The sequence below is a fragment of the Ramlibacter monticola genome (assembly GCF_016722785.1).
Taxonomy (GTDB): domain Bacteria; phylum Pseudomonadota; class Gammaproteobacteria; order Burkholderiales; family Burkholderiaceae_C; genus Ramlibacter; species Ramlibacter monticola.
In genome coordinates this window covers 983281-1001674 of the sequence record NZ_JAEQNE010000001.1, presented here as the reverse complement: position 1 = coordinate 1001674, position 18394 = coordinate 983281, and the positions used below count along the sequence as shown (strand labels likewise).

The window sequence follows — 18394 nt, the reverse complement described above, 5'->3', positions numbered from 1 at the left end:
GCGCGCCATGGAGACAAAGACAACACCCGCCGCCGGCCCGCTCGCCGGCCTCAAAGTGGTGGAAATGGGCCAGCTCATCGCCGGCCCCTTCGCCGCCAAGACCCTCGCCGACTTCGGCGCCGACGTCGTCAAGATCGAGCCGCCCGGCGCCGGCGACCCGCTGCGCAGCTGGCGCCTGCTGAAGAACGGCACCTCCGTCTGGTGGCAGGTGCAGTCGCGCAACAAGCGCTCCGTCGCGCTGGACCTGAAGAACGCGGAAGCGCAGGAGATCGTGCGCAAGCTCGCGGCCGAGGCCGACGTGCTGATCGAGAACTTCCGCCCCGGCGCGCTGGAGGGCTGGAACCTCGATCCGCAGCAGCTGGTCGAGATGAACCCCCGCCTCGTCGTGCTGCGCATCAGCGGCTACGGCCAGACCGGCCCCTACCGCGACCGCCCCGGCTTCGGCGTGGTGGGCGAGGCCATGGGCGGCCTGCGCCACCTGACGGCCGAGCCCGGCCGGGTGCCGGTGCGCGTCGGCGTGAGCATCGGCGACACGCTCGCTTCGCTGCACGGCGTGATCGGCATCCTGATGGCCCTGCACGAGCGCCAGCGCAGCGGCCAGGGCCAGATCATCGACGTCGCCCTCTACGAGGCCGTGTTCAACTGCATGGAAAGCCTGCTGCCCGAATACAGTGCCTTCGGCGCGGTGCGCGGGCCGGCCGGCAGCGCGCTGCCCGGCATCGCGCCCACCAACGCGTATCCGTGCAGCGACGGCGGCTACGCGCTGGTGGCCGGCAACGGCGACAGCATCTACAAGCGCCTGATGGCCGCGATCGGCCGCGAGGACCTGGGCAACGACCCGGAGCTCGCCAACAACGCCGGTCGCGTGAAGCGGGTCGCGGAGATCGACGCCGCGATCGGCGCCTGGACGAAGAGCCGCACGGTGGACGAGGTGCTGGAGGTGCTGGACGCCGCCTCGGTGCCGGCCGGCCGCATCTATACCGTGGCCGACATCGCCGCCGACCCGCACTACGCCGCGCGCGGCATGCTGCAGCAGATCCGGCTGGAGGACGGCGACACGCTGACGGTGCCGGGGATCGTGCCCAAGCTCTCGCGCACGCCGGGCGGCCAGCACCGCAACGCGCCGCGCCTGGGCCAGGACAGCGAGGCCGTGATGCGCGAGCTGGGCCTCACCGGGGAACAGATCGCCGGGCTCAAGAGCCGCGGCGTGATCAAGGGGGAACAATGAACCAGCGGATCTTCTTCAACGAGGTCGTCACCCGCGACGGCTTCCAGATCGAGCCGGAGTTCGTGCCGACCGACGCCAAGGTGCAGCTGGTCGACGCGCTCTCGCAGTGCGGCTACGCCAAGATCGAGGTCACCTCCTTCACCTCGCCCAAGGCGATCCCGATGCTGCGCGACGCCGAGGAGGTGATGGGCCGCATCCGCCGCGCGCCGGGCGTGGAGTACACGGTGCTGGTGCCCAACCTGCGCGGCGCCGAGCGGGCGATGGAATCCAGGGCCGACGAGCTGAACCTCGTGATGTCCACCTCCGAGACGCACAACCTCGCCAACCTGCGCATGCCGCGCGAGAAGAGCTTCGCCGCGCTGTCGGAAGTGATCCGCGTGGTCGACGGCCGCACGCCGGTGAACGTCTCGCTGTCCACCGCCTTCGGCTGCCCCATGGAGGGCGACGTGCCGCAGGAAGTCGTGCTCGGCTGGGCCCGGCGCTTCGCCGACCTGGGCGTGCGCGGCCTCACGATCTGCGACACGACCGGCATGGCGCACCCGCAGCAGGTCGCCCGCATGTGCGAGGAGGCCCAGCGGCGCTTCCCCGCGCTGCAGCTCACGCTGCACTTCCACAACACGCGCGGCATGGGGCTGGCCAACGTGCTGGCCGCCGTGCGGGCCGGCATCGTGCGCTTCGACGGCTCGCTGGGCGGCCTGGGCGGCTGCCCCTATGCGCCCGGCGCCAGCGGAAACATCTCCAGCGAGGACACGGTCCACATGCTGCAGGCCATGGACCACGACACGGGCATCGATCTCGCGAAGCTGCTTCAGCTCGCTCGCGCGCTGCCGGAGATCGTCGGCCACGGGGTGCCGGGGCAGGTGGCGAAGGCCGGCCCGAGCACGCAGCTCCATCCGGCGCCCGCCTACGTCGCGGAACTCCGCGCCGCGGCCTGATCCGCATCCTTTCCCAGAACCAGAGGCGCCTGCGCGGCGCCATCGGAGACTCCATGCCCATCCAACGCAGAACTTTCCTCGGCGCCGCGGCCGCCGGGGCCGCCGTGCTGGCGCTGCCCGCCCGCGCACAGTTCGCCGGCAAGACCATCACGCTGCTGGTGCCCTCGGCGCCGGGCGGCACGACCGACATCTCCGCCCGCATGCTGGCGGAGCCGCTTGCCAAGGTGCTGGGTGCCAACGTCGTCGTGGACAACCGCAGCGGCGGCAACGGCAACATCGCCGGCCAGGCGGTCGCCCGCGCGAACGGCGACGGCCTGACCCTGCTGGTGCAGTACTCCGGCTACCAGTCCATCACGCCGCTGGTGCAGCCGGTGAGCGGCTTCGACCCCGGCCGCGACCTGAAGCCGATCGGCCACCTGATCGACGCGCCGCAGGTGATGGTGGTGCGTGGCAACTTCCCCGCCAACACCTTCCAGGAATTCCTCGCCTACGTGCGGGCCAACCCCGGCAAGGTGAACTACGCGTCCAGCGGCAACGGCGCCCTGCAGCACGTGACCACCGAACTGCTGAAGGACCTGACCAAGACCTTCATGACGCACATCCCCTATCGCGGCACCGGCCCGGCGCTGACCGACCTGCTGGCCGGCAACGTCGACCTGACCATCACCACGCCGCCCCCGCTGCTGCCCCACATCAAGGCCGGCAAGCTCAAGGCGCTGATGACCACCGGCACGACCCGGCTGGCGGCGCTGCCCAACGTGCCCACGGCGACCGAGACGGGCGTGCCGCTGGTGGCCTCGTCCTGGTTCGCGGTGTACGGGCCGGCAAGCTTGCCCGCGGAGTTGCAGAATCGGCTCTCGGCCGCGGTGCGCCAGGTGGTCGACACGCCGGAGTTCAGGCGCAAGGCCGAGGAGCAGGGCGCCAAGGCCATCGCGATGACGCCGGCCGAGCTGGCGGCCCTGGGCGAGAAGGAGCGCGCCACCTGGGACCGCATCGTGAAGCTGGCGAAGATCAAGGCCGACTGAAGGCGCGCGCAACGACACAGGAGACAAGAATGCACCGTCGTCCCTTCCTCCGCGCCGCGGCCTTCGCGGCCGCCGCCCTGTGGGCCGGCTGCGCCGCCGCGCAGGGCGCGTTCCCGGCCAAGCCCGTCACGCTGGTCGTGCCCAACCCGCCCGGCGGGCTGGTCGACACCTCCGCGCGCATCCTGGGCGACACGCTGGCGAAGGCGCTGGGGCAGCCGGTGGTGATCGACAACCGTCCGGGCGGCAGCGGCAACGTCGCCTACGGTTTCGTGGCGCGGGCGCCGGCCGACGGCTACACGCTGCTGACCTCCTATTCGGCCTACCACGTGGGCAACCCTTCGCTCTCGCCCAAGCTGCCGTGGACGCAGAAGGATTTCGCGCCGGTCGCACTGATCACGGTGGCCACCAACGTGATCGCCGCGCATCCTTCGGTGCCGGCCAGCACGCTGCAGGAGTTCATCGCCTACCTGAAGAAGAACCCCGGCAAGCTGAGCTATGCCTCGCAGGGCAACGGCTCGGTCTCGCACATCGGCACGGAGATGTTCAAGAGCCGCACGGGGACCAGCATGGTCCACATCCCGTACCGGGGTTCCGGCGCCGCCATCGCCGACGTGCTGTCCGGGCAGGTGCAGGTCTTCATGACCACGCCGCCTTCGGTGATGCAGCACGTGCAGAGCGGCAAGCTCAAGGCCTTCGCGGTGACCGGCAAGACGCGCCATCCGGGACTGCCGAACGTGCCGACGACGGCGGAGGCGGGGCTCAAGGGGTTCGAGCTGGAGTCCTGGGTGGCGATCTTCGCGCCCGCCGCCACGCCGGCCGACGTGGTGCAGAAGCTCACCGCCGGCATCAAGCAGGCACTGGACGCACCCGAGGCGAAGTCGCGCGCCGATGCCGCCGGCATCGAGATCCGCTACCAGGCGCCGGCGCAGCTGGCCGCGATGGTGACGGGGGAAACGGACTTCTGGGCCAAGACGATCAAGGCGGCGGGCATCACGGCGGACTGAGAGGCCTTGCATTCGGGGCGGTGCCGCCCCATCTGCGATCCCTGGAACTGCCCATGGGATCGCGCGACCTCACCCTCCTCGACGCCTACTCCCGCACGGTGACGGAGGTGGCCGAGCGCGTCGGCCCCAGCGTCGCCGCGGTGCAGGTGCAGGATCGCCAGGGCAAGCCGGCCGGCAGCGGCTCGGGCTTCCTCTTCACGCCCGATGGCTATCTGCTCACCAATTCCCACGTGGTGCGCGCCGGCGGCCCGCGCCGCCCCGAGGGCGCCAGCTGGCATGCCTCCTTCAGCGACGGCCGCCGCTTCGCCGCGCGCTGGGTCGGCGACGATCCGCACAGCGACCTCGCCGTGCTGCAGGTCGACGGCATGTCGCAGGGCGCGCTGGTGCCCGCCGTGCTGGGTCGTTCCGCCGACGTGCGGCGCGGCGAGATCGCGATCGCGATCGGCAATCCCCTCGGCTTCGACCACACGGTCACCGCGGGCATCGTCAGCGCGCTGGGGCGCAGCATGCGCGCCTCGACCGGACGGCTGATCCCCGACGTGATCCAGACCGATGCGGCGCTCAACCCGGGCAACTCCGGCGGGCCGCTGCTCGATGCGCGCGGCGAGGTGATCGGCGTGAACACGGCCATCATCCCGCAGGCGCAGGCGATCTGCTTCGCCGTGGCGGTCGACATCGCCAGCATGGTCATCCCGGAACTGCTGCGGCACGGCCGCATGCGGCGCGGCTACCTGGGCGTCGGCGGCAGCACGATCCCGCTCGACCGGCGCATCGTGGTCGCGCTCGGCCTGCAGCAGGCGCGTGCCGTGCGCGTGCTGTCGGTCGAGCCGGGCAGCCCCGCCGATCGCGCCGGCCTGCGTCCGGGCGACCTCCTGCTGGACCTGGACGGGCAGCCGATGGCCAGCGTCGACGCGCTCTACCAGGCGCTGCACCCGGAGCGGATCGGCCGCGACTGCAGCCTCTCGGTGCTGCGGCCGGGCAGCAGCGCGCCGCTGGTCCTCACGGTGCGCCCGCTGGAGGCGCCGGACGCGGGTTAGTGTCCTGTCCGTGCGCGACTTTTCCTCCCCCAACGACCCGCAGTCCTGCGAGGATTGGCCTTCCGAGAGGAGAGCCTGACATGCCGCATCCGCGCAAGCACATGAAGCTCACCGGCGACACGCATCCGCCGGAAGTGGAAGACGATCTCGGCCGCGAGGATGAAGAGCCCCTGCAGTCGGCAGGGCCCGTCCTCGAAACGGCGACAGCCGTCGAGGCAGGGGGCGGTGCGCGCGCCCTGCGCCTCGCCGGCGCTGGCGAGGGCTATCTCGACCAGGCGCGCGCGCAGGTGCGCTCGCGGCCGCTCGCGGCGGCCTTCACCGCCTTCGCCGTCGGCTTCGCGCTCGCCGTGGTGACCCGTTCGAGGTAGGCGGCCGGCGGCCGGCTCCTTATGATGGCCGCCATGAAAAACGTCGGACTGATCGGCCTGGGGGCGATGGGCCTGGGCATGGCGCAGTCGCTGCGCCGCGCCGGGTACCACGTGCACGTGTACGACGTGCGGGTGGATGCCACCCGCACCTTCGCCGACGAAGGCGGCGTCGCCTGCGGCAGCCCTGCCGACGTGGGTTCGCGCTGCGAGGTCGTGATCAGCGCCGTCGTGAACGCGGCGCAGACGGAGCAGGTCCTGTTCGGCGCGGGCGGCGCGGCCGCCGCGATGCCGCGCGGCAGCGTGTTCGTCATGTGTTCGACGGTCGACCCGAACTGGTCGATGGCGATGGAGCAGCGGCTCGCGGCCATGGACCTGCTGTACCTCGATGCGCCCATGTCGGGCGGGGCCGCGAGGGCCGCCTCCGGCCAGATGACGATGATGACCTCCGGCCGGCCCGAGGCCTACGCCAGGGCCGGCGAACTGCTCGATGCGATGGCCGCCAAGGTCTACCGCCTGGGCGACCGCGCCGGCAACGGCAGCAAGGTCAAGATCATCAACCAGCTGCTCGCCGGCGTGCACATCGCCGCGGCGGCCGAGGCCATGGCGCTGGGCCTGCGCGAAGGGGTGGCGCCGGAGGCCCTGTTCGACGTCATCACGCACAGCGCCGGCAACAGCTGGATGTTCGAGAACCGCATGCCCCACGTGTTGAAGGGCGACTACACCCCGCTGTCGGCGGTCGACATCTTCGTGAAGGACCTGGGGCTCGTGCTGGACACCGCGCGGGCCACGAAATTCCCGCTGCCGCTCGCCTCTACGGCGCACCAGATGTTCATGCAGGCCTCGTCGGCCGGATACGGGCGGGAGGACGACGCGGCGGTGATCAAGATCTTCCCGGGGATCGACCTGCCCGGGTGATGCGTCGTTCCGCGCCTGGCACGCGCAGGGGAAGCGCCGTGCCCGGTGCGCCGAAGTGTCGATGTCATGCGGGGCGGCCCTGATCGTGCCGTTCGAAGGCCTGATCGGCCACTGCCCGATCACTTCCTCATCGGGCGCTGAGCCCCGGCCGGCGCCGCCCGGCCCCGGCCAGCGCCCCCGGGTTCTTCCGGGTGGGGGACCCCACCACCCCCACTTCCGGGGGACCGGCACCATCGGGCCGCCCCGCCTCCCACCGAATCCTCAATGCTGGCGCGGATTTGCGCGCGTCCGACGGCACGGTGGCGCCGTCGGCGCGGGCCGGCACGCTTGATGCAATACCTCGTGCGGGAGCCTTCAGTCGGGGAATTTACCGGAAGCGGGCTCAGGAGCCAATCGACTCGTACAGACGGGGGAATGCCATGTGTCAAGCCACCTACGGTAAGTTCCAGCTTCGGTTCCAGTCGCTGTTCGCCAGCGGCCGCGGATTCGCCTTCCCATGCGACCACGAAGGTCACGTGGACCTCGACGGCATGAGCGAGCGCGCGCGGAACAACTACTTCTTCGCGCGGGCGATGGTGGGTCGCGACCTGGCCTGCCCCGCGGTCGAAGCCACGATCCTTCTGTGATGCGGCGCGAAGCCCCGGCGGTGGGCTGGCGCCGTCCCCGTGCCGCGGACCGCGGCGCATCTCGTAGCTCGGCCGGAGGGAATTGACCGGCATCGCATAATCCGGGCCTCACCCGAGGGACATGCGATGACCTACCCCAATACCCAGCTCTTCATCAACGGCCAGTGGCAGGATGCCGCCGACGGCCGTACGCTGCCGGTCTTCAACCCGGCCACCGGCAAGGAAATCGGCCGCGTGGCGCATGCCGGCAAGGCTGACCTCGACAAGGCGCTCGAGGCGGCGCAGAAGGGCTTCGAAACCTGGCGGGACATGACCCCCGCCGACCGCAGCAGGATCATGCGCAAGGCCGCCGCTTTCATGCGCGAGCGCGCCGGCGAGATCGCCCCGCTGCTGACCCAGGAACAGGGCAAGCCGTTGCCGGAAGCCAAGGGCGAGGCGATGGCCGCCGCCGACATCATCGAGTGGTTCGCCGAAGAGGGCTTCCGGGTCTACGGCCGCATCGTGCCCTCGCGCTTCAAGCCGGAACTGCGCCAGATGGTCCTGAAGGACCCGGTGGGCCCGGTGGCCGCCTTCACTCCCTGGAACTTCCCCATCAACCAGATCGTGCGCAAGGTCGGCGCGGCGCTGGCCGCCGGCTGCTCGATGCTGGTCAAGGCGCCCGAAGAGACCCCGGCCGCCGCCGCCGCGCTGATCAAGGCGTTCGCCGACGCGGGGATTCCCCCGGGGGTGCTGGGCCTGGTCTACGGCAACCCGGCCGAGATCTCCGGCTACCTGATCCCGCATCCGACGATCCGCAAGATCACCTTCACCGGCTCCACCCCGGTGGGCAAGCAGCTGGCCGGGCTGGCCGGCCAGCACATGAAGCGGGTGACGATGGAACTGGGCGGCCACGCTCCGGTGATCGTCTGCGAGGACGCGGATATCGCGCTGGCGGTCAAGTCCGCCGGCGGGGCCAAGTTCCGCAACGCCGGCCAGGTCTGCATCTCGCCGACGCGCTTCCTGGTGCACGAGAGCGTGAAGACGGAATTCGCCGAGGCGATGGCCAGGTACGCGCAGGGCCTCAAGGTCGGCAACGGCCTGGACGAAGGCACCCAGATGGGCCCGCTGGCCAACCCCCGCCGCCTGACCGCCATGACCGAGTTCCAGACCGATGCCGTGCAGAAGGGCGCCCAGGTGCTCGCCGGCGGCAAGCGCATCGGCGATGCCGGTAACTTCTGGGAGCCCACCGTGCTGGTGGACGTGCCGCTGGAGGCCAAGCTGTTCAACGACGAGCCTTTCGGGCCGGTCGCGGGCATCCGCGGCTTCACCAGGCTGGAGGAGGCCATCGCCGAGGCCAACCGCCTGTCCTTCGGCCTGGCGGGCTATGCCTTCACGAAGTCGCTGAAGAATGCCGACCTGCTGTCGCGCAGGGTGGAGGTGGGCATGCTGTGGATCAACATGCCGGCCATGCCCACGGCCGAGATGCCCTTCGGCGGCATCAAGGACTCGGGCTATGGCTCCGAGGGCGGGCCGGAGGCGCTGGAGGCGTACCTCAACGCGCGCTCGGTGGCGGTGATGAACGTCTGAGATCCTGGCCGCTCCGTGAAAAAGCCCGGCAGCGCCGGGCTTTTTCGTTGGTGGGCGGTGCTTCTTCAGGACGATGTGGCGGGGCAGCGGCGGCGGACTATCATGGGCACCAGAACTGCGGCGGCAGTTCGCTGCCCACGGCAGGATCCGCGGGCGGGCTCCTCGGGGAGCGTGATTTTTGCGGCGGGCGCGGGCCTTCCCGCGCGTGCCTGGAGACAAGCGATGGCTTCCACCGTGCCCATGTCCTCCCTCGGCCTCGCGCGCATGCCGTTGTTGGCGGAGCTTTCGCAGCGCCGCCTCGACGCGCTCGCCGCGCAGTGCACGTGGCGCCGCTTCGAGCCCGGGCAGGTGATCGTGTCGCACCACGCCGTCGGCGGGGACGTGCACCTGATCGTCGATGGCCGCGTGCGCATCCACGTGTACGGCGCCGACGGCCGCGAAGTGCTGTTCACGCAGGTGCACGAGGGCTCGATCGTCGGCGACTTCGCCGCGGTCGACGGCGGCCTGCGCACGACCGACGCCCACGCCAGCACGCGCGTGCTGAGCGCCTCGCTCTCGAGCGCCGAATTCAAGCAGCTGCTGCGCGAGGAGCCGCTCGTGGAAGAGCGCTACGTGCGCTACCTGGTGGGGCTCGTGCGGTCCCTCACGGACCGGGTGATCGAGCTGAGCACGCTGGCGGTGCAGAACCGCATCCGCGCGGAGGTGCTGCGCCAGGCGCATGCGGTCGCCGCCGCCGACAGCGACTTCGCCCGGCTGGAGCCGGCGCCGCGGCACGCGGACCTGGCGGCGCAGGTGGGCACCACGCGCGAGCAGGTCACGCGCGAGCTGTCGGCGCTCACGCGCCAGGGGCTGCTGCAGAAGACCGAGCGCGGCCTGATGGTGACGAACATGCAGCGCCTGGAGGAGCTGCTGCGCGGCGAGACCGAGCGGCCCGAGTTCAGCGCTTCACGAGAGCGCCGTACTCCTTCTCATGGCGAGCGAGATAGCCCGCGATGAAGCTGCACTGCGCAACCGCCTTCAGCCCGCGCCGCCGCACGTCGTCGAGCGCGTAGCCGGCCAGCCGCGAACCCAGGCCCTGGCCTTCCAGGGCCTTGTCCACTTCGGTGTGCGTGAAGAACAGGGTGTCGCCCTCGCGGCGGTAGCGCGCGAACGCGACCACGCGGCCGTCCTTCTTCAGTTCGTAGCTGGAATGCGCCTCGTCGTGGTCGGGCTCGTAGGCCTCGAGGGTTTGCTGCTGCTGCTTCATGACCCCATGCTGCCACGGGCCTGCCGTCCGCGGGGCTAGAGTGGGCCCATGTGGCAAACGAACCAGCACGCCAGGGCGCCCGGCGACGGCGGACTCCTGGCCAAGGTCATCCCGGCGCTGTCCGTCTTCACCATGGCGATGACCGTTCCGCAGGTGTGGGCGGTGTGGGTGGAGCGGAACACGTCCGGGGTGTCGCTGCTGTCCTGGGGGGCGTACCTGCTCTCCGCCCTGCTGTGGTTCTTCTACGGGCTGCAGAAGCGCGACCGCACGATCTGGGTCGCGTGCATCGGGTGGATCCTGCTGGATGCGGCGGTGGTGGCAGGCGTCTTGTGGCGCGGCTAGATACGTTCACCCGCAGAGCGCCACGGTGCGCGGATCCGGCTCGCCTTCGTAGAACCGCTGCAGCGCCTGCCGGAACACGGCCTCCTGCGGCGCAGCGAGCGAGAACAGCGTGAGGCAGGACCGGAATTTCAGGTCGTCCGGGGAGCCCAGGATCTCGTGCGCGTCCTTGGCGGGCACGGCCAGCATCAGGGCGCAGCACTCGCGCAGCCTCGGCCCCAGCACGGCATGGGCAAGATAGGCCCGGGCTTCGTCGAGCGAGGCGATGCCGTAGCGCTGCGCCATGCTGCTGGCGCCCAGCCCCTTGAGCTGCGGGAACACGAACCACATCCAGTGGCTGCGCTTGCGCCCGGCGCGCAGTTCGTCGCGCACGGCATCGATCACCGGCGCCTGGGCGGCGACGAAGCGTTCGAGGTCGTGCGGATCGTCCACTATCTTTTCGGCGGCAGCCTGCTGGTCACGTCCGCCACCGTCTCGTACTCGCGCCGGATCTCGGAAACGACGCGGGTGGCCGGCTCCCAGTCCTGCACGATGCCCAAGGGTAGCAGGCGGGCCGCGACGGCGGGATTGCGGGCGGCCCGCTGCAGCGCGGGCAGGAGCACCTGGGCCACCTCCGCGGGCGTGCCGGCCGGCAACATCCACGCGAACCACACACCGAGAATGTCCTGCCGGTAACCGAGTTTCGAAAGGGTGGGCACGTGGGGCAGGTCGGGGAAGGGGCTGGAGATCGCCACTGCCTTCAGCGCGCCGCTCTTCATGTGCGAGGCCACGGCGCCCAGGGCCAGGATCACGCCTTCGACCTGGCCGCCCAGCACGTCGGTCACCGCGGGCGCGGCGCCCTTGTACGGGACGGACAGCAGGTCGGTCTCGGCGACCGCGTTGATCACCTGCACGCTCAGGTCGCCGGCCGAGCCGGGGCCCGCGTTGCCGATGCGAAGCTTGCCCGGGTTCTTCCTGGCGTAGGCCACCAGCTCCTGGAAGGTATCGAAGGGCGCCTCCTTGCGCACGACCAGCACCGAGGGCGTGCGCGTGGTGATCGCCAGCGGCGCGAGTTCGCGCAGCGGGTCGTAGCTGGCGGCGGCGGGCTCCAGCACGCGGCGGATCGTCAGCGGACTGTTCTGCGTGAACAGCAGCGTGTAGCCGTCCTTGCGGGCCGCGATCACCTGCTGCACGCCCACGGCGCCGCCCGCGCCGGGCTTGTTGCTGACGACCACCGCCGTGTCGAGCTCCTTCGCCAGCAGGTCGGCCATCGCACGCGCCGTCGTGTCGCCGCCGTCGCCGGCCGCCAGCGGCACCACGATGGTCAGCGGGCCGCGGGGCCAATCGGCCGCCAGCGCGGCCAGCGGGACGACGGAGACGGCGAGCACGGCCAGCAGCGCGATACGGATCATGCGGATCATGCGGATTATGCGGATCATCCGGGGATTCTGCGGCGCCTCGGAGGGGGATGGCCAGCAGCGTTTCCACCACCTGCGAATCCAGGTTGGGGTGGCGGCCGGCGGGGTCGAGCACCGTGCCCGATTCCTGCGACTGCCGCGACAGGCCGCAGGTGCCGTAGAACTTACGGCATCGTCGGCGAATTCTTGTCCGGGTCGCGCCGGTGCCCGCCGCCGCCCTGGTTGCCGGCATCGCCGCCATTGAGCAGCAGCGTCACCAGCACGGCCGACTCCGCGCGGGCCTTCAGCGCATGCTGTTCGCCCCCCGGCAGCACGATCACGTTGCCGGGCCGCAGCTGCCGCACCCCGGCGCCCATCACCACGTCCACCAGCCCTTCGAGGCAATGGATGGTGCATTCGTCGGCGACGTGGTGCATCGGCTGGTCCTGGTGCGGCGCCAGCACCATGTGCAGCAGCTGGATGCGGTCGGTCTTGATCAGGCTCGTGCTCACCGTGCCGGGCAGCTGGTCGCCCAGCGGCGCCACGTTGATCACGTCCAGGTGTTTCGCATGGGGCAGGGCCATCGTTCGTCTCGCGTCGCTTCCCGGCGCAAGAGTAGCAAACCCTAGCGCGGATAGGGAGCTATTTCGCCGGTCCGGCCCTGGTCCAAGGCGGCCTGGTGGACCTTCGCATTGGAGAACGCCCACTTCTTCACGTGCTCGATGTACTCCTGGCGCTCCGGATCGGTCTTGACGAAGTCCGGGTGCCACTCGCTGCCGCGCCAGTCCGTGACGGTGGAAGGCACGAAGTCGACCAGCTCGGGGTTCACCGTGTAGTCCACCCACAGGTATTCGGAGCCCTTGAAGAAGCGCTCCTGCACCTGCAGCACGGTCTTGGGCATCTGCACCTCCTGGGCCTGGATCCATTTCCAGACTTCGCGCTCGGCATGGTCGCGCGGCTGGGCCTGGAAGTAGCGCACGAGGTGGTTCATGAGCACGCAGTCCTGCGCATGCGCCGGTCCGCCGAGCACGGCGCGGTAGAGGGTGTCCTCGCGCCCGCAGGTCTTGTCCCGCCATTCGATGGGATTGCCGGGCTCGGTGGTCGCCCGGATGTGGAAGGAGCCGACGAAGCGCTTGGCCTCGTCGTACTGCACGAGGAAGTAGCTCTTGTACGTGCCGCCGGTGGGAATGCCGTCGGCACTGCTGGCATTGCCGGTCTGCTCCGCCACGACGTTCCACTTGCCCGGCGGCAGCGCGACGCGCAGCTTGCCGACCTCCACGGTGGAGGTGACGGACTCGCCCTTGGCAGGCTCGCGGGCCATGGCCGGCGCGGCGACCATGAGGCAGGCCAGGGCGGCGGCGGTGAACATGTTGCGCATATCTCCTCCTCGTCTTCGGAATGCGTCAAACCATGCCGCCGATAGTAGAAATCGGCAGCGCATGGCGCGACTGCCGGAGGTGACCCTCGCACGGGACTCCCTGCGCGATTTTTTTGGCACCTAGGTGCCGATTTCGTTACGTCCGTCCAGGAGTGTTAAAACTCGTTTCAGACGCCGTATTCGGCCTTGCGCCGAAGTCAATCGTCGTGTAACGCGCCGCGTCGGGTCGCACGGGCGAGCCCGCCAGCGATGGCTGTCGTGGGGAGGGAGCGCGGGAGCGCCGCCCTGCGGCCGCCCGCGACCGAGGCTAGTCGGCGCGGATGTTGTTGGCTTTGGCGACCCCCGCCCACAGTGGAATCTCGCTCGCGATCACGCGGGCGAATTCCTCCGGCGTGCTGCCGGCCGGGTCGATCGCCAGCGCCGCCATGCGGGCGCGCACGTCCGGCAGCTTCACGATGCGCTGCACTTCCGCCGCGAGCTTGTCGATGACCGCCTTGGGCGTGCCGGCCGGCGCCAGCAGCCCGCTCCAGAACTGGATGGTGAGGTCCACCCCCTGTTCGGCCATGGTCGGCACGTCGGGCAGGGCAGGGATGCGCTGCGGCGAGGTGACCGCCAGGCCCTTCAGCAGGCCGCCCTTGATCGGGCCCATGGCCGGCCCGGAGTCGACCAATGTCATCGTGAGCTGGCCGGAGGCGACTCCGTTGACGGATTCCATGCTGCCCTTGTAAGGAATGTGCTCGGCGCGGATGCCGGTCCTGCTTTTCAGCAGCTCGGTGGCCAGCCGGAACGAGGCCGCGCTGGAACCATAGTTCGACTTCTCCGGATTGGCCCTGGTGTACGCCGTCAGGTCGGCCACGTTGTGGAAGGGCGCGCCGGCCGCCACCGAGAGCACCAGCGGGAAGGTGCCGACCAGGGAGACCGGCACCAGGTCCTTCGTCGGCGAGTAGGGCAGCTTCTCGTAGAGGGCCGGGTTGAACACGATGGGCCCGCTCGCGCCCATCAGCAGCGTATAGCCGTCGGGCGGCGCCGTCGCCACGGTCACGCTGCCGACGATGGCCGCCGTGCTGGGTTTGTTCTCCACCACCACTTCCCGCCCCAGGCCTTCCTGCATCTTCTGCGCCAGCAGGCGGGCCAGGATGTCGTTGGCCCCGCCCGGTGCATACCCCACGATGATGCGGATCGGCTTCGACGGGTAGTTGGCGGCCCCCTGCTGCGCGAACACCGGGAGCACGGAAACCGCGAGCATCGCGGCGGCGGCCGCGTGGAGCAGGGCGTTGCGCTTCATTCGGAGTTCTCCCTGGCGGCGGGGGCCCTCCCGCGCGCCGTGTACTCCAGGCCTTTCACCAGGGCCGTGACGGTGCGGCAGGCCGGCACGGGGATGCCGAGGCGCTCCGCCTGCGCGACCACCCAGCCCGTGAGCGCGTCGATCTCCGTGTCGGCGCCGCGGGCGATGTCCAGCGCCATTGAGCCCGCGTGGCGCGTCATCGGCACGGCGCCGGCGCGCACCTTGTGCACGAAGGCCATGGGCTCGAACGCGAAGTTGCCGCCCAGCGCCCGCACGACCTGCTGGCATTCCCCGGCCAGCGCGTCGATCAGGTCGCAGACCTCGGACACCTGGTAGCGCGCCGCATTCTGGCCGCCCACCAGCGCGCCCACCGGGTTCATGACGCAGTTGAAGACGAACTTGGACCACACGGCATCCATGACGTCCGCAATGACCTCGCACGGCAGCCCGCTGCCGCTGAGGAGGTCGCCGAACCACTGCATGTCTTCCAGCCTGCCCTGCACCGGGCCCATCCAGGTGGTGCCGCGGACCAGGTGTTCGATCCGCCCCGGCGCGACGTAGCGGCCGGCGTTCATGGTCGCCCCGTGCGCGACGGGCGCACCGGTGGCCAGCAGCTGTTCGACGTTGCCCATGCCGTTCTGCAGCGTGACCAGCAGCGGCTTGTGCGCGAGCTGCCGCCCCAGGGTGCCCAGCACCTGCGCCGTCGCACTGGACTTGACCAGGAACACGACCGCGTCGAAGGGCTCGTCGACCAGCTCGACGGCCTCGCTCACGCACGGGAAGTGTGCGCGCAGGCGGGTCGCGCCTTCGATCTCGAGGCCGTGCTCGCTGATGTGCCGCGCATGGGCGGTGTTGCTGTCCAGCCCGACGACATAGGCGTTCGCGGCAAGCTTCGCCGCGACGATGCCGCCGATCGCGCCCACGCCCACCACCAGAATCTTCTTCATCGTCAGGTCCCTCCCACCTTCACGTGCAGGACGGCGGCGCGTCCGCCGTCCACCGCCTGCAGGCTGCGCTGCAGGGCCTGTTCGAGATCTTCCGGCGCGTCGACGTACTCGCCGTGCGCGCCGAAAGCTTCGGCCACGCGGTCGAAGCGGCGCACCTCGCCGTCGAGCCGCGCGTGGAACTGGTTCGCCCGGGCCGCTTCGCCCTCCGGGTAGACGCGCAGCACGGCCTCCTTCACGGCCTGCCAGCCGCCGTTGTCCAGGACGACGGTCAGGATCGGCAGCTTCGCGCGCTGGGCCACGGCATAGACCGAGGTCGGCGTCGAGAAATGGAAGCCGCCGTCGCCGCAGACCTGCACCACGCGCTGCGCGGGGCGGGCGAGCTTCGCGCCCAGGGCCATGCCGCCGCTGTAGCCGAGCCCGCCGCCGGAGCAACCGAGCAGGGTGCCGGCGCGCGTGCGGTGGATCTGGGCCAGCACCGCGGGCGAGTTGCGGATCGCCTCGTTGACCACGAGGTCGTCCTGCGACAGCGCGCGGTTCAGCGTCGCGCACACGAAGGCCGGCGCGATGGCGCCGCGGGCGCCCGGGGCCGCCCCGGCCACCGCCACGGCGCGCAGGCGCTCGTCGCGCTCGCGCGACCAGCCGGCCGTGCGCTGCGCCACGCGGGCGCGGAAGTCGTCATCGGCCAGCGTGCGCACCGCCTGCAGGATGTCCGCCAGCGCGGCGGCGCAATCGGCCTGCAGCCGCAGGTCGGTGGCGAAGCCCCACATGGGGAAGTCCTGCTTCAGCGGGTCGATGTCGATGTGGAGGAAGCGCGTGCCGGCATCCGGCCCGGTGAACTTCGGCAGCCAGGGCACGTCCACGTCCAGCAGCAGGCACAGGTCGGCGCCGGCGAGGCCCTGGGCGGGGTCGAAGCCGCCGAAGCAGGGCGCGTCGCGCGACACGCTCAGGGCCGTGGGCATGAATTCGTGGACGCGGATGCCGCACTCGGCGGCCAGCGCCTCCAGCGCCGCCACGGCCTCCGGACGGCGGCCCAGATACGAGGTGACCACGATGGGCTTGCGCGCCTGCACCAGGGCCCGCGCGATCTCGCGCGCGGCCCCGGCGGGGATGCCGCCGGCGCGGACCGGCCCGAAGCGTTCGGCCGGGAAGCTCGCCACCTCCGCGTCGCAGGCCTCGGCCAGCGTTTCGCGCGGCAGCGTCAGGAACACGGGCCCGGGCGGGTCGCTGTGCATCACCGTGTGGGCGCGGCGCAGCACCTCCTTGGCCACCACGCCGCTCGCCAGCGTGTATTCCCACTTGACGTACGGGCGCACCAGGCTGGCGATGTCGAACGGGTCCTGCACGAAGTGCACGTAGTTGTCGCGCGAGCCCGTGAGTTCGCCGCGCAGCGTGAAGGGCGAGCGGCCCGCCATCAGCAGCACCGGCCAGCGGGAGCGGAACAGGTTGTGCATGCCCATGGCGGCATTGGCCGTGCCGGCGTCGACGTGGACCAGCACGCCCTGGCCGCGGCCGGTGACGGCGGCATAGCCGCCCGCCATGTGGATCGCGACGTTCTCGTGCGGGCACAGCACCACCTCGGGGTGCCGCCGGCCCTCGCGTGCGAACTGCGCCATGGCCTCGATCAGCGAGACGTGATCGGTGCCCAGGTTGCAGAAGAGGTACTCGAGGCCTGCTTCCGCGAGCCCGGCGAGGAAATGGTGGGCTGCCGTCGTGCGTGCTTCCGGGTTCATGGTCCTGCTTCTTCGCCGCCTGCATGCACCGAGAGGTCGAAAGTGCGAAGAATAGGCGGCGCCGGCGGGCCCTTCGAGTGGGGGAAACCCCGTTCACGCCGTGCGGCGGTGCGGCCCGCGCCGCGCGATGGCAAGATGCGCCGCACCCCCACGGAGGCGCGCATGTCCAATCACGTCTACAAGAGCATCGAGATCACCGGTTCCTCCACCGTCGGCATCGAGGACGCGGTGAACGGCGCGATCGCCAAGGCCAGCGAAACCGTGCGCAACATCCAGTGGTTCACGGTGGAGGAAACGCGCGGCCACGTGAGCGACGGCAAGGTGGCCCACTGGCAGGTCACCGTCAAGATCGGCTTCACGCTGGAGTGAAGTTCAGGGCGCGGCGCCCTCGGGCAGCTGCAGGTCCGGGTTCCAGGCCACCTCCCAGAGGTGCCGGTCCGGGTCCTGGAAGTAGCCGGCGTAGCCGCCCCAGAAGGTTTCGCCGGCCGGCTTGACGATGGTCGCGCCGGCGCGGGCGGCCTGCGTCATGGCCTCGTCCACGGCGAGCCGCGAACCCACGTTGTGCGCCAGGCAGAACTCGCCGGGGCTGCGCGGCCCGACCGGCAGGCCGCAGTCGTGCGCGAGGCTGGCGCGCGGCCAGAGCGCCAGGCGCAGGCCCCCCTCCAGTTCGAAGAACACGACGGCGCCGTGCTCGAACTGCTGGCCGACGATGCCCTCGGTGCGCCAGCCCAGGCCGTCGCGGTAGAAGGCGAGGGCGCGCTCGAGGTCGTCGACGCCCAGGGTGATGAGGGTGATGCGCGCTCGCATGGACGGGTTCCTCCGCAGGGAATCAGCGCTGGCCCCGCGCCGCCTGCCAGGCCTCGATCTGCGGCAGGATGGCGCGGCGCCGCTCCAGGCTTGCCGCAGGCCAGTACGCATCGCGGTCGTAGTACGCGGGCACGGCCGGCGTGCCTTCCGGCAGCACCACCCAGGGCTGCTTCGACGCGGTGAAGATGTGGATGTCCGGCGGCAGCGCGTCCGGCTCGTCGAGCGTGCCGACGCGCACGAACTTGACCGCCGGTCCGGAGCCGGCGTAGTGGCTCCACAGCGCGACAAGGCAGTGCGGGCAGCGCGCGACCTGCTGGCCCAGGCCGCTTTCCGAGGGCGTGTCGACCATGCGCACCTCGCCCGCGGTCAGCTCGACGCGGTCGCTCTCGAGCAGCGCGTTCAGCGCGAAGGACGCGCCGCTCTCGCGCTGGCACCAGCGGCAGTGGCAACAGTGCACGAACAGCGGTCGCGTGGTCACGCGGTAGCGCACGTGGCGGCAGTCGCAGCCGCCTGCGAGGGGAAAGCGCACGGGGTCTTGCATGGCGAACTGCTCGCGGCGAGTGTGGCACCGGCCCGCCGGCG

The 18394-nt window shown here is 70.8% G+C and carries 22 protein-coding genes; 12 read left to right on the top strand and 10 right to left on the bottom strand.

What is annotated here, in order from left to right; all coding sequences use genetic code 11:
- Positions 1-7: 7 nt before the first annotated feature.
- From JJ685_RS04720 to JJ685_RS04675, 10 genes are all read left to right on the top strand, one after another.
- Positions 8-1228, top strand: a complete 1221-nt coding sequence (locus JJ685_RS04720; RefSeq protein ID WP_201673041.1) for a CaiB/BaiF CoA transferase family protein — start codon at positions 8-10, stop codon at positions 1226-1228.
- Positions 1225-2163, top strand: coding sequence for a hydroxymethylglutaryl-CoA lyase (locus JJ685_RS04715; protein WP_201673040.1), 939 nt, complete (start codon positions 1225-1227; stop codon positions 2161-2163). The genes JJ685_RS04720 and JJ685_RS04715 overlap by 4 nt, the downstream gene beginning before the upstream one ends.
- A 53-nt stretch (positions 2164-2216) precedes the next feature.
- Positions 2217-3188 carry a Bug family tripartite tricarboxylate transporter substrate binding protein gene (locus JJ685_RS04710; protein ID WP_201673039.1) on the top strand — a complete coding sequence of 324 codons (972 nt, stop codon included), beginning with the start codon at positions 2217-2219 and terminating at the stop codon, positions 3186-3188.
- 29 nt (positions 3189-3217) lie between these two features.
- Positions 3218-4192, top strand: a complete 975-nt coding sequence (locus tag JJ685_RS04705) for a Bug family tripartite tricarboxylate transporter substrate binding protein (protein ID WP_201673038.1) — start codon at positions 3218-3220, stop codon at positions 4190-4192.
- A 53-nt stretch (positions 4193-4245) separates the two neighbouring features.
- Positions 4246-5229, top strand: a complete 984-nt coding sequence (locus JJ685_RS04700; protein ID WP_201673037.1) for a S1C family serine protease — start codon at positions 4246-4248, stop codon at positions 5227-5229.
- 80 nt (positions 5230-5309) lie between these two features.
- Positions 5310-5597, top strand: a complete 288-nt coding sequence (locus JJ685_RS04695; RefSeq protein WP_201673036.1) for a hypothetical protein — start codon at positions 5310-5312, stop codon at positions 5595-5597.
- 33 nt (positions 5598-5630) lie between these two features.
- A complete protein-coding gene (gene ltnD / locus JJ685_RS04690; protein ID WP_236598675.1) occupies positions 5631-6512 on the top strand; it encodes an L-threonate dehydrogenase in 882 nt (293 codons plus the stop codon).
- 419 nt (positions 6513-6931) lie between these two features.
- Positions 6932-7138 (top strand): hypothetical protein, encoded by a 207-nt coding sequence (locus tag JJ685_RS04685; RefSeq protein WP_201673034.1) that lies wholly within the window; start codon positions 6932-6934, stop codon positions 7136-7138.
- A gap of 126 nt (positions 7139-7264) precedes the next feature.
- Complete coding sequence (locus JJ685_RS04680; protein WP_201673033.1) at positions 7265-8704, top strand: NAD-dependent succinate-semialdehyde dehydrogenase; 1440 nt, start codon at positions 7265-7267, stop codon at positions 8702-8704.
- 222 nt (positions 8705-8926) lie between these two features.
- Entirely contained in the window at positions 8927-9700 is a 774-nt protein-coding gene (locus JJ685_RS04675) for a Crp/Fnr family transcriptional regulator (protein WP_201673032.1), read from the top strand.
- Here the strand turns inward: JJ685_RS04675 and JJ685_RS04670 are convergent.
- On the bottom strand, positions 9642-9950 hold the full coding sequence (locus JJ685_RS04670; protein WP_201673031.1) for a GNAT family N-acetyltransferase: 309 nt from the start codon (positions 9948-9950) through the stop codon (positions 9642-9644). The two genes, JJ685_RS04675 and JJ685_RS04670, sit on opposite strands and share 59 nt — an antisense overlap.
- A gap of 48 nt (positions 9951-9998) precedes the next feature.
- On the opposite strand from JJ685_RS04670, the gene JJ685_RS04665 reads away from it, so the two are divergent.
- The gene (locus JJ685_RS04665) at positions 9999-10292 is read left to right on the top strand and encodes a SemiSWEET family transporter (RefSeq protein ID WP_201673030.1); all 294 of its coding nucleotides are present in this window, start codon (positions 9999-10001) and stop codon (positions 10290-10292) included.
- 6 nt (positions 10293-10298) lie between these two features.
- Here the strand turns inward: JJ685_RS04665 and JJ685_RS04660 are convergent, their stop codons facing one another.
- The 7 genes from JJ685_RS04660 to JJ685_RS04630 all read right to left on the bottom strand — a co-directional run bounded on the left by JJ685_RS04660 (position 10299) and on the right by JJ685_RS04630 (position 17005).
- Positions 10299-10721, bottom strand: a complete 423-nt coding sequence (locus tag JJ685_RS04660) for a DUF1810 domain-containing protein (RefSeq protein ID WP_201673029.1) — start codon at positions 10719-10721, stop codon at positions 10299-10301.
- Complete coding sequence (locus JJ685_RS04655) at positions 10721-11707, bottom strand: Bug family tripartite tricarboxylate transporter substrate binding protein (RefSeq protein WP_201673028.1); 987 nt, start codon at positions 11705-11707, stop codon at positions 10721-10723. Before JJ685_RS04655 ends, JJ685_RS04660 begins: the two co-directional genes overlap by 1 nt.
- Before the next feature lie 143 nt (positions 11708-11850).
- Complete coding sequence (locus JJ685_RS04650) at positions 11851-12249, bottom strand: cupin domain-containing protein (protein WP_201673027.1); 399 nt, start codon at positions 12247-12249, stop codon at positions 11851-11853.
- A gap of 41 nt (positions 12250-12290) precedes the next feature.
- Positions 12291-13043, bottom strand: coding sequence for a hypothetical protein (locus tag JJ685_RS04645; protein ID WP_201673026.1), 753 nt, complete (start codon positions 13041-13043; stop codon positions 12291-12293).
- 307 nt (positions 13044-13350) lie between these two features.
- Positions 13351-14328, bottom strand: coding sequence for a Bug family tripartite tricarboxylate transporter substrate binding protein (locus tag JJ685_RS04640; protein WP_201673025.1), 978 nt, complete (start codon positions 14326-14328; stop codon positions 13351-13353).
- Positions 14325-15275 (bottom strand): ketopantoate reductase family protein, encoded by a 951-nt coding sequence (locus tag JJ685_RS04635; RefSeq protein ID WP_201673024.1) that lies wholly within the window; start codon positions 15273-15275, stop codon positions 14325-14327. Before JJ685_RS04635 ends, JJ685_RS04640 begins: the two co-directional genes overlap by 4 nt.
- A gap of 2 nt (positions 15276-15277) precedes the next feature.
- Positions 15278-17005: a thiamine pyrophosphate-requiring protein gene (locus tag JJ685_RS04630; RefSeq protein WP_201673023.1), complete on the bottom strand. Its 1728-nt coding sequence runs from the start codon at positions 17003-17005 to the stop codon at positions 15278-15280.
- A 162-nt stretch (positions 17006-17167) separates the two neighbouring features.
- On the opposite strand from JJ685_RS04630, the gene JJ685_RS04625 reads away from it, so the two are divergent.
- Complete coding sequence (locus JJ685_RS04625; protein WP_201673022.1) at positions 17168-17374, top strand: dodecin; 207 nt, start codon at positions 17168-17170, stop codon at positions 17372-17374.
- Positions 17375-17377: 3 nt separating this feature from the next.
- Here JJ685_RS04625 and JJ685_RS04620 read toward each other — a convergent pair whose 3' ends face one another.
- Entirely contained in the window at positions 17378-17812 is a 435-nt protein-coding gene (locus JJ685_RS04620; protein WP_201673021.1) for a VOC family protein, read from the bottom strand.
- Between the two features lie 22 nt (positions 17813-17834).
- Positions 17835-18353: a GFA family protein gene (locus JJ685_RS04615; RefSeq protein ID WP_201673020.1), complete on the bottom strand. Its 519-nt coding sequence runs from the start codon at positions 18351-18353 to the stop codon at positions 17835-17837.
- Between the last annotated feature and the right edge of the window lie 41 nt (positions 18354-18394).

Excerpts from the sequence above, each read along its gene's own strand:
- JJ685_RS04695 (WP_201673036.1), top strand. The coding sequence starts at position 5,310 with ATGCCGCATCCGCGCAAGCACATGAAGCTCACCGGCGACACGCATCCG.
- JJ685_RS04705 (WP_201673038.1), top strand. The coding sequence starts at position 3,218 with ATGCACCGTCGTCCCTTCCTCCGCGCCGCGGCCTTCGCGGCCGCCGCC.
- JJ685_RS04710 (WP_201673039.1), top strand. The coding sequence starts at position 2,217 with ATGCCCATCCAACGCAGAACTTTCCTCGGCGCCGCGGCCGCCGGGGCC.
- JJ685_RS04620 (WP_201673021.1), bottom strand. The coding sequence starts at position 17,812 with ATGCGAGCGCGCATCACCCTCATCACCCTGGGCGTCGACGACCTCGAG.
- ltnD (WP_236598675.1), top strand. The coding sequence starts at position 5,631 with ATGAAAAACGTCGGACTGATCGGCCTGGGGGCGATGGGCCTGGGCATG.
- JJ685_RS04685 (WP_201673034.1), top strand. The coding sequence starts at position 6,932 with ATGTGTCAAGCCACCTACGGTAAGTTCCAGCTTCGGTTCCAGTCGCTG.
- JJ685_RS04630 (WP_201673023.1), bottom strand. The coding sequence starts at position 17,005 with ATGAACCCGGAAGCACGCACGACGGCAGCCCACCATTTCCTCGCCGGG.
- JJ685_RS04650 (WP_201673027.1), bottom strand. The coding sequence starts at position 12,249 with ATGGCCCTGCCCCATGCGAAACACCTGGACGTGATCAACGTGGCGCCG.
- JJ685_RS04715 (WP_201673040.1), top strand. The coding sequence starts at position 1,225 with ATGAACCAGCGGATCTTCTTCAACGAGGTCGTCACCCGCGACGGCTTC.
- JJ685_RS04665 (WP_201673030.1), top strand. The coding sequence starts at position 9,999 with ATGTGGCAAACGAACCAGCACGCCAGGGCGCCCGGCGACGGCGGACTC.
- JJ685_RS04655 (WP_201673028.1), bottom strand. The coding sequence starts at position 11,707 with ATGATCCGCATAATCCGCATGATCCGCATGATCCGTATCGCGCTGCTG.
- JJ685_RS04700 (WP_201673037.1), top strand. The coding sequence starts at position 4,246 with ATGGGATCGCGCGACCTCACCCTCCTCGACGCCTACTCCCGCACGGTG.
- JJ685_RS04635 (WP_201673024.1), bottom strand. The coding sequence starts at position 15,275 with ATGAAGAAGATTCTGGTGGTGGGCGTGGGCGCGATCGGCGGCATCGTC.
- JJ685_RS04675 (WP_201673032.1), top strand. The coding sequence starts at position 8,927 with ATGGCTTCCACCGTGCCCATGTCCTCCCTCGGCCTCGCGCGCATGCCG.
- JJ685_RS04680 (WP_201673033.1), top strand. The coding sequence starts at position 7,265 with ATGACCTACCCCAATACCCAGCTCTTCATCAACGGCCAGTGGCAGGAT.
- JJ685_RS04670 (WP_201673031.1), bottom strand. The coding sequence starts at position 9,950 with ATGAAGCAGCAGCAGCAAACCCTCGAGGCCTACGAGCCCGACCACGAC.
- JJ685_RS04645 (WP_201673026.1), bottom strand. The coding sequence starts at position 13,043 with ATGCGCAACATGTTCACCGCCGCCGCCCTGGCCTGCCTCATGGTCGCC.
- JJ685_RS04625 (WP_201673022.1), top strand. The coding sequence starts at position 17,168 with ATGTCCAATCACGTCTACAAGAGCATCGAGATCACCGGTTCCTCCACC.
- JJ685_RS04615 (WP_201673020.1), bottom strand. The coding sequence starts at position 18,353 with ATGCAAGACCCCGTGCGCTTTCCCCTCGCAGGCGGCTGCGACTGCCGC.
- JJ685_RS04720 (WP_201673041.1), top strand. The coding sequence starts at position 8 with ATGGAGACAAAGACAACACCCGCCGCCGGCCCGCTCGCCGGCCTCAAA.
- JJ685_RS04640 (WP_201673025.1), bottom strand. The coding sequence starts at position 14,328 with ATGAAGCGCAACGCCCTGCTCCACGCGGCCGCCGCCGCGATGCTCGCG.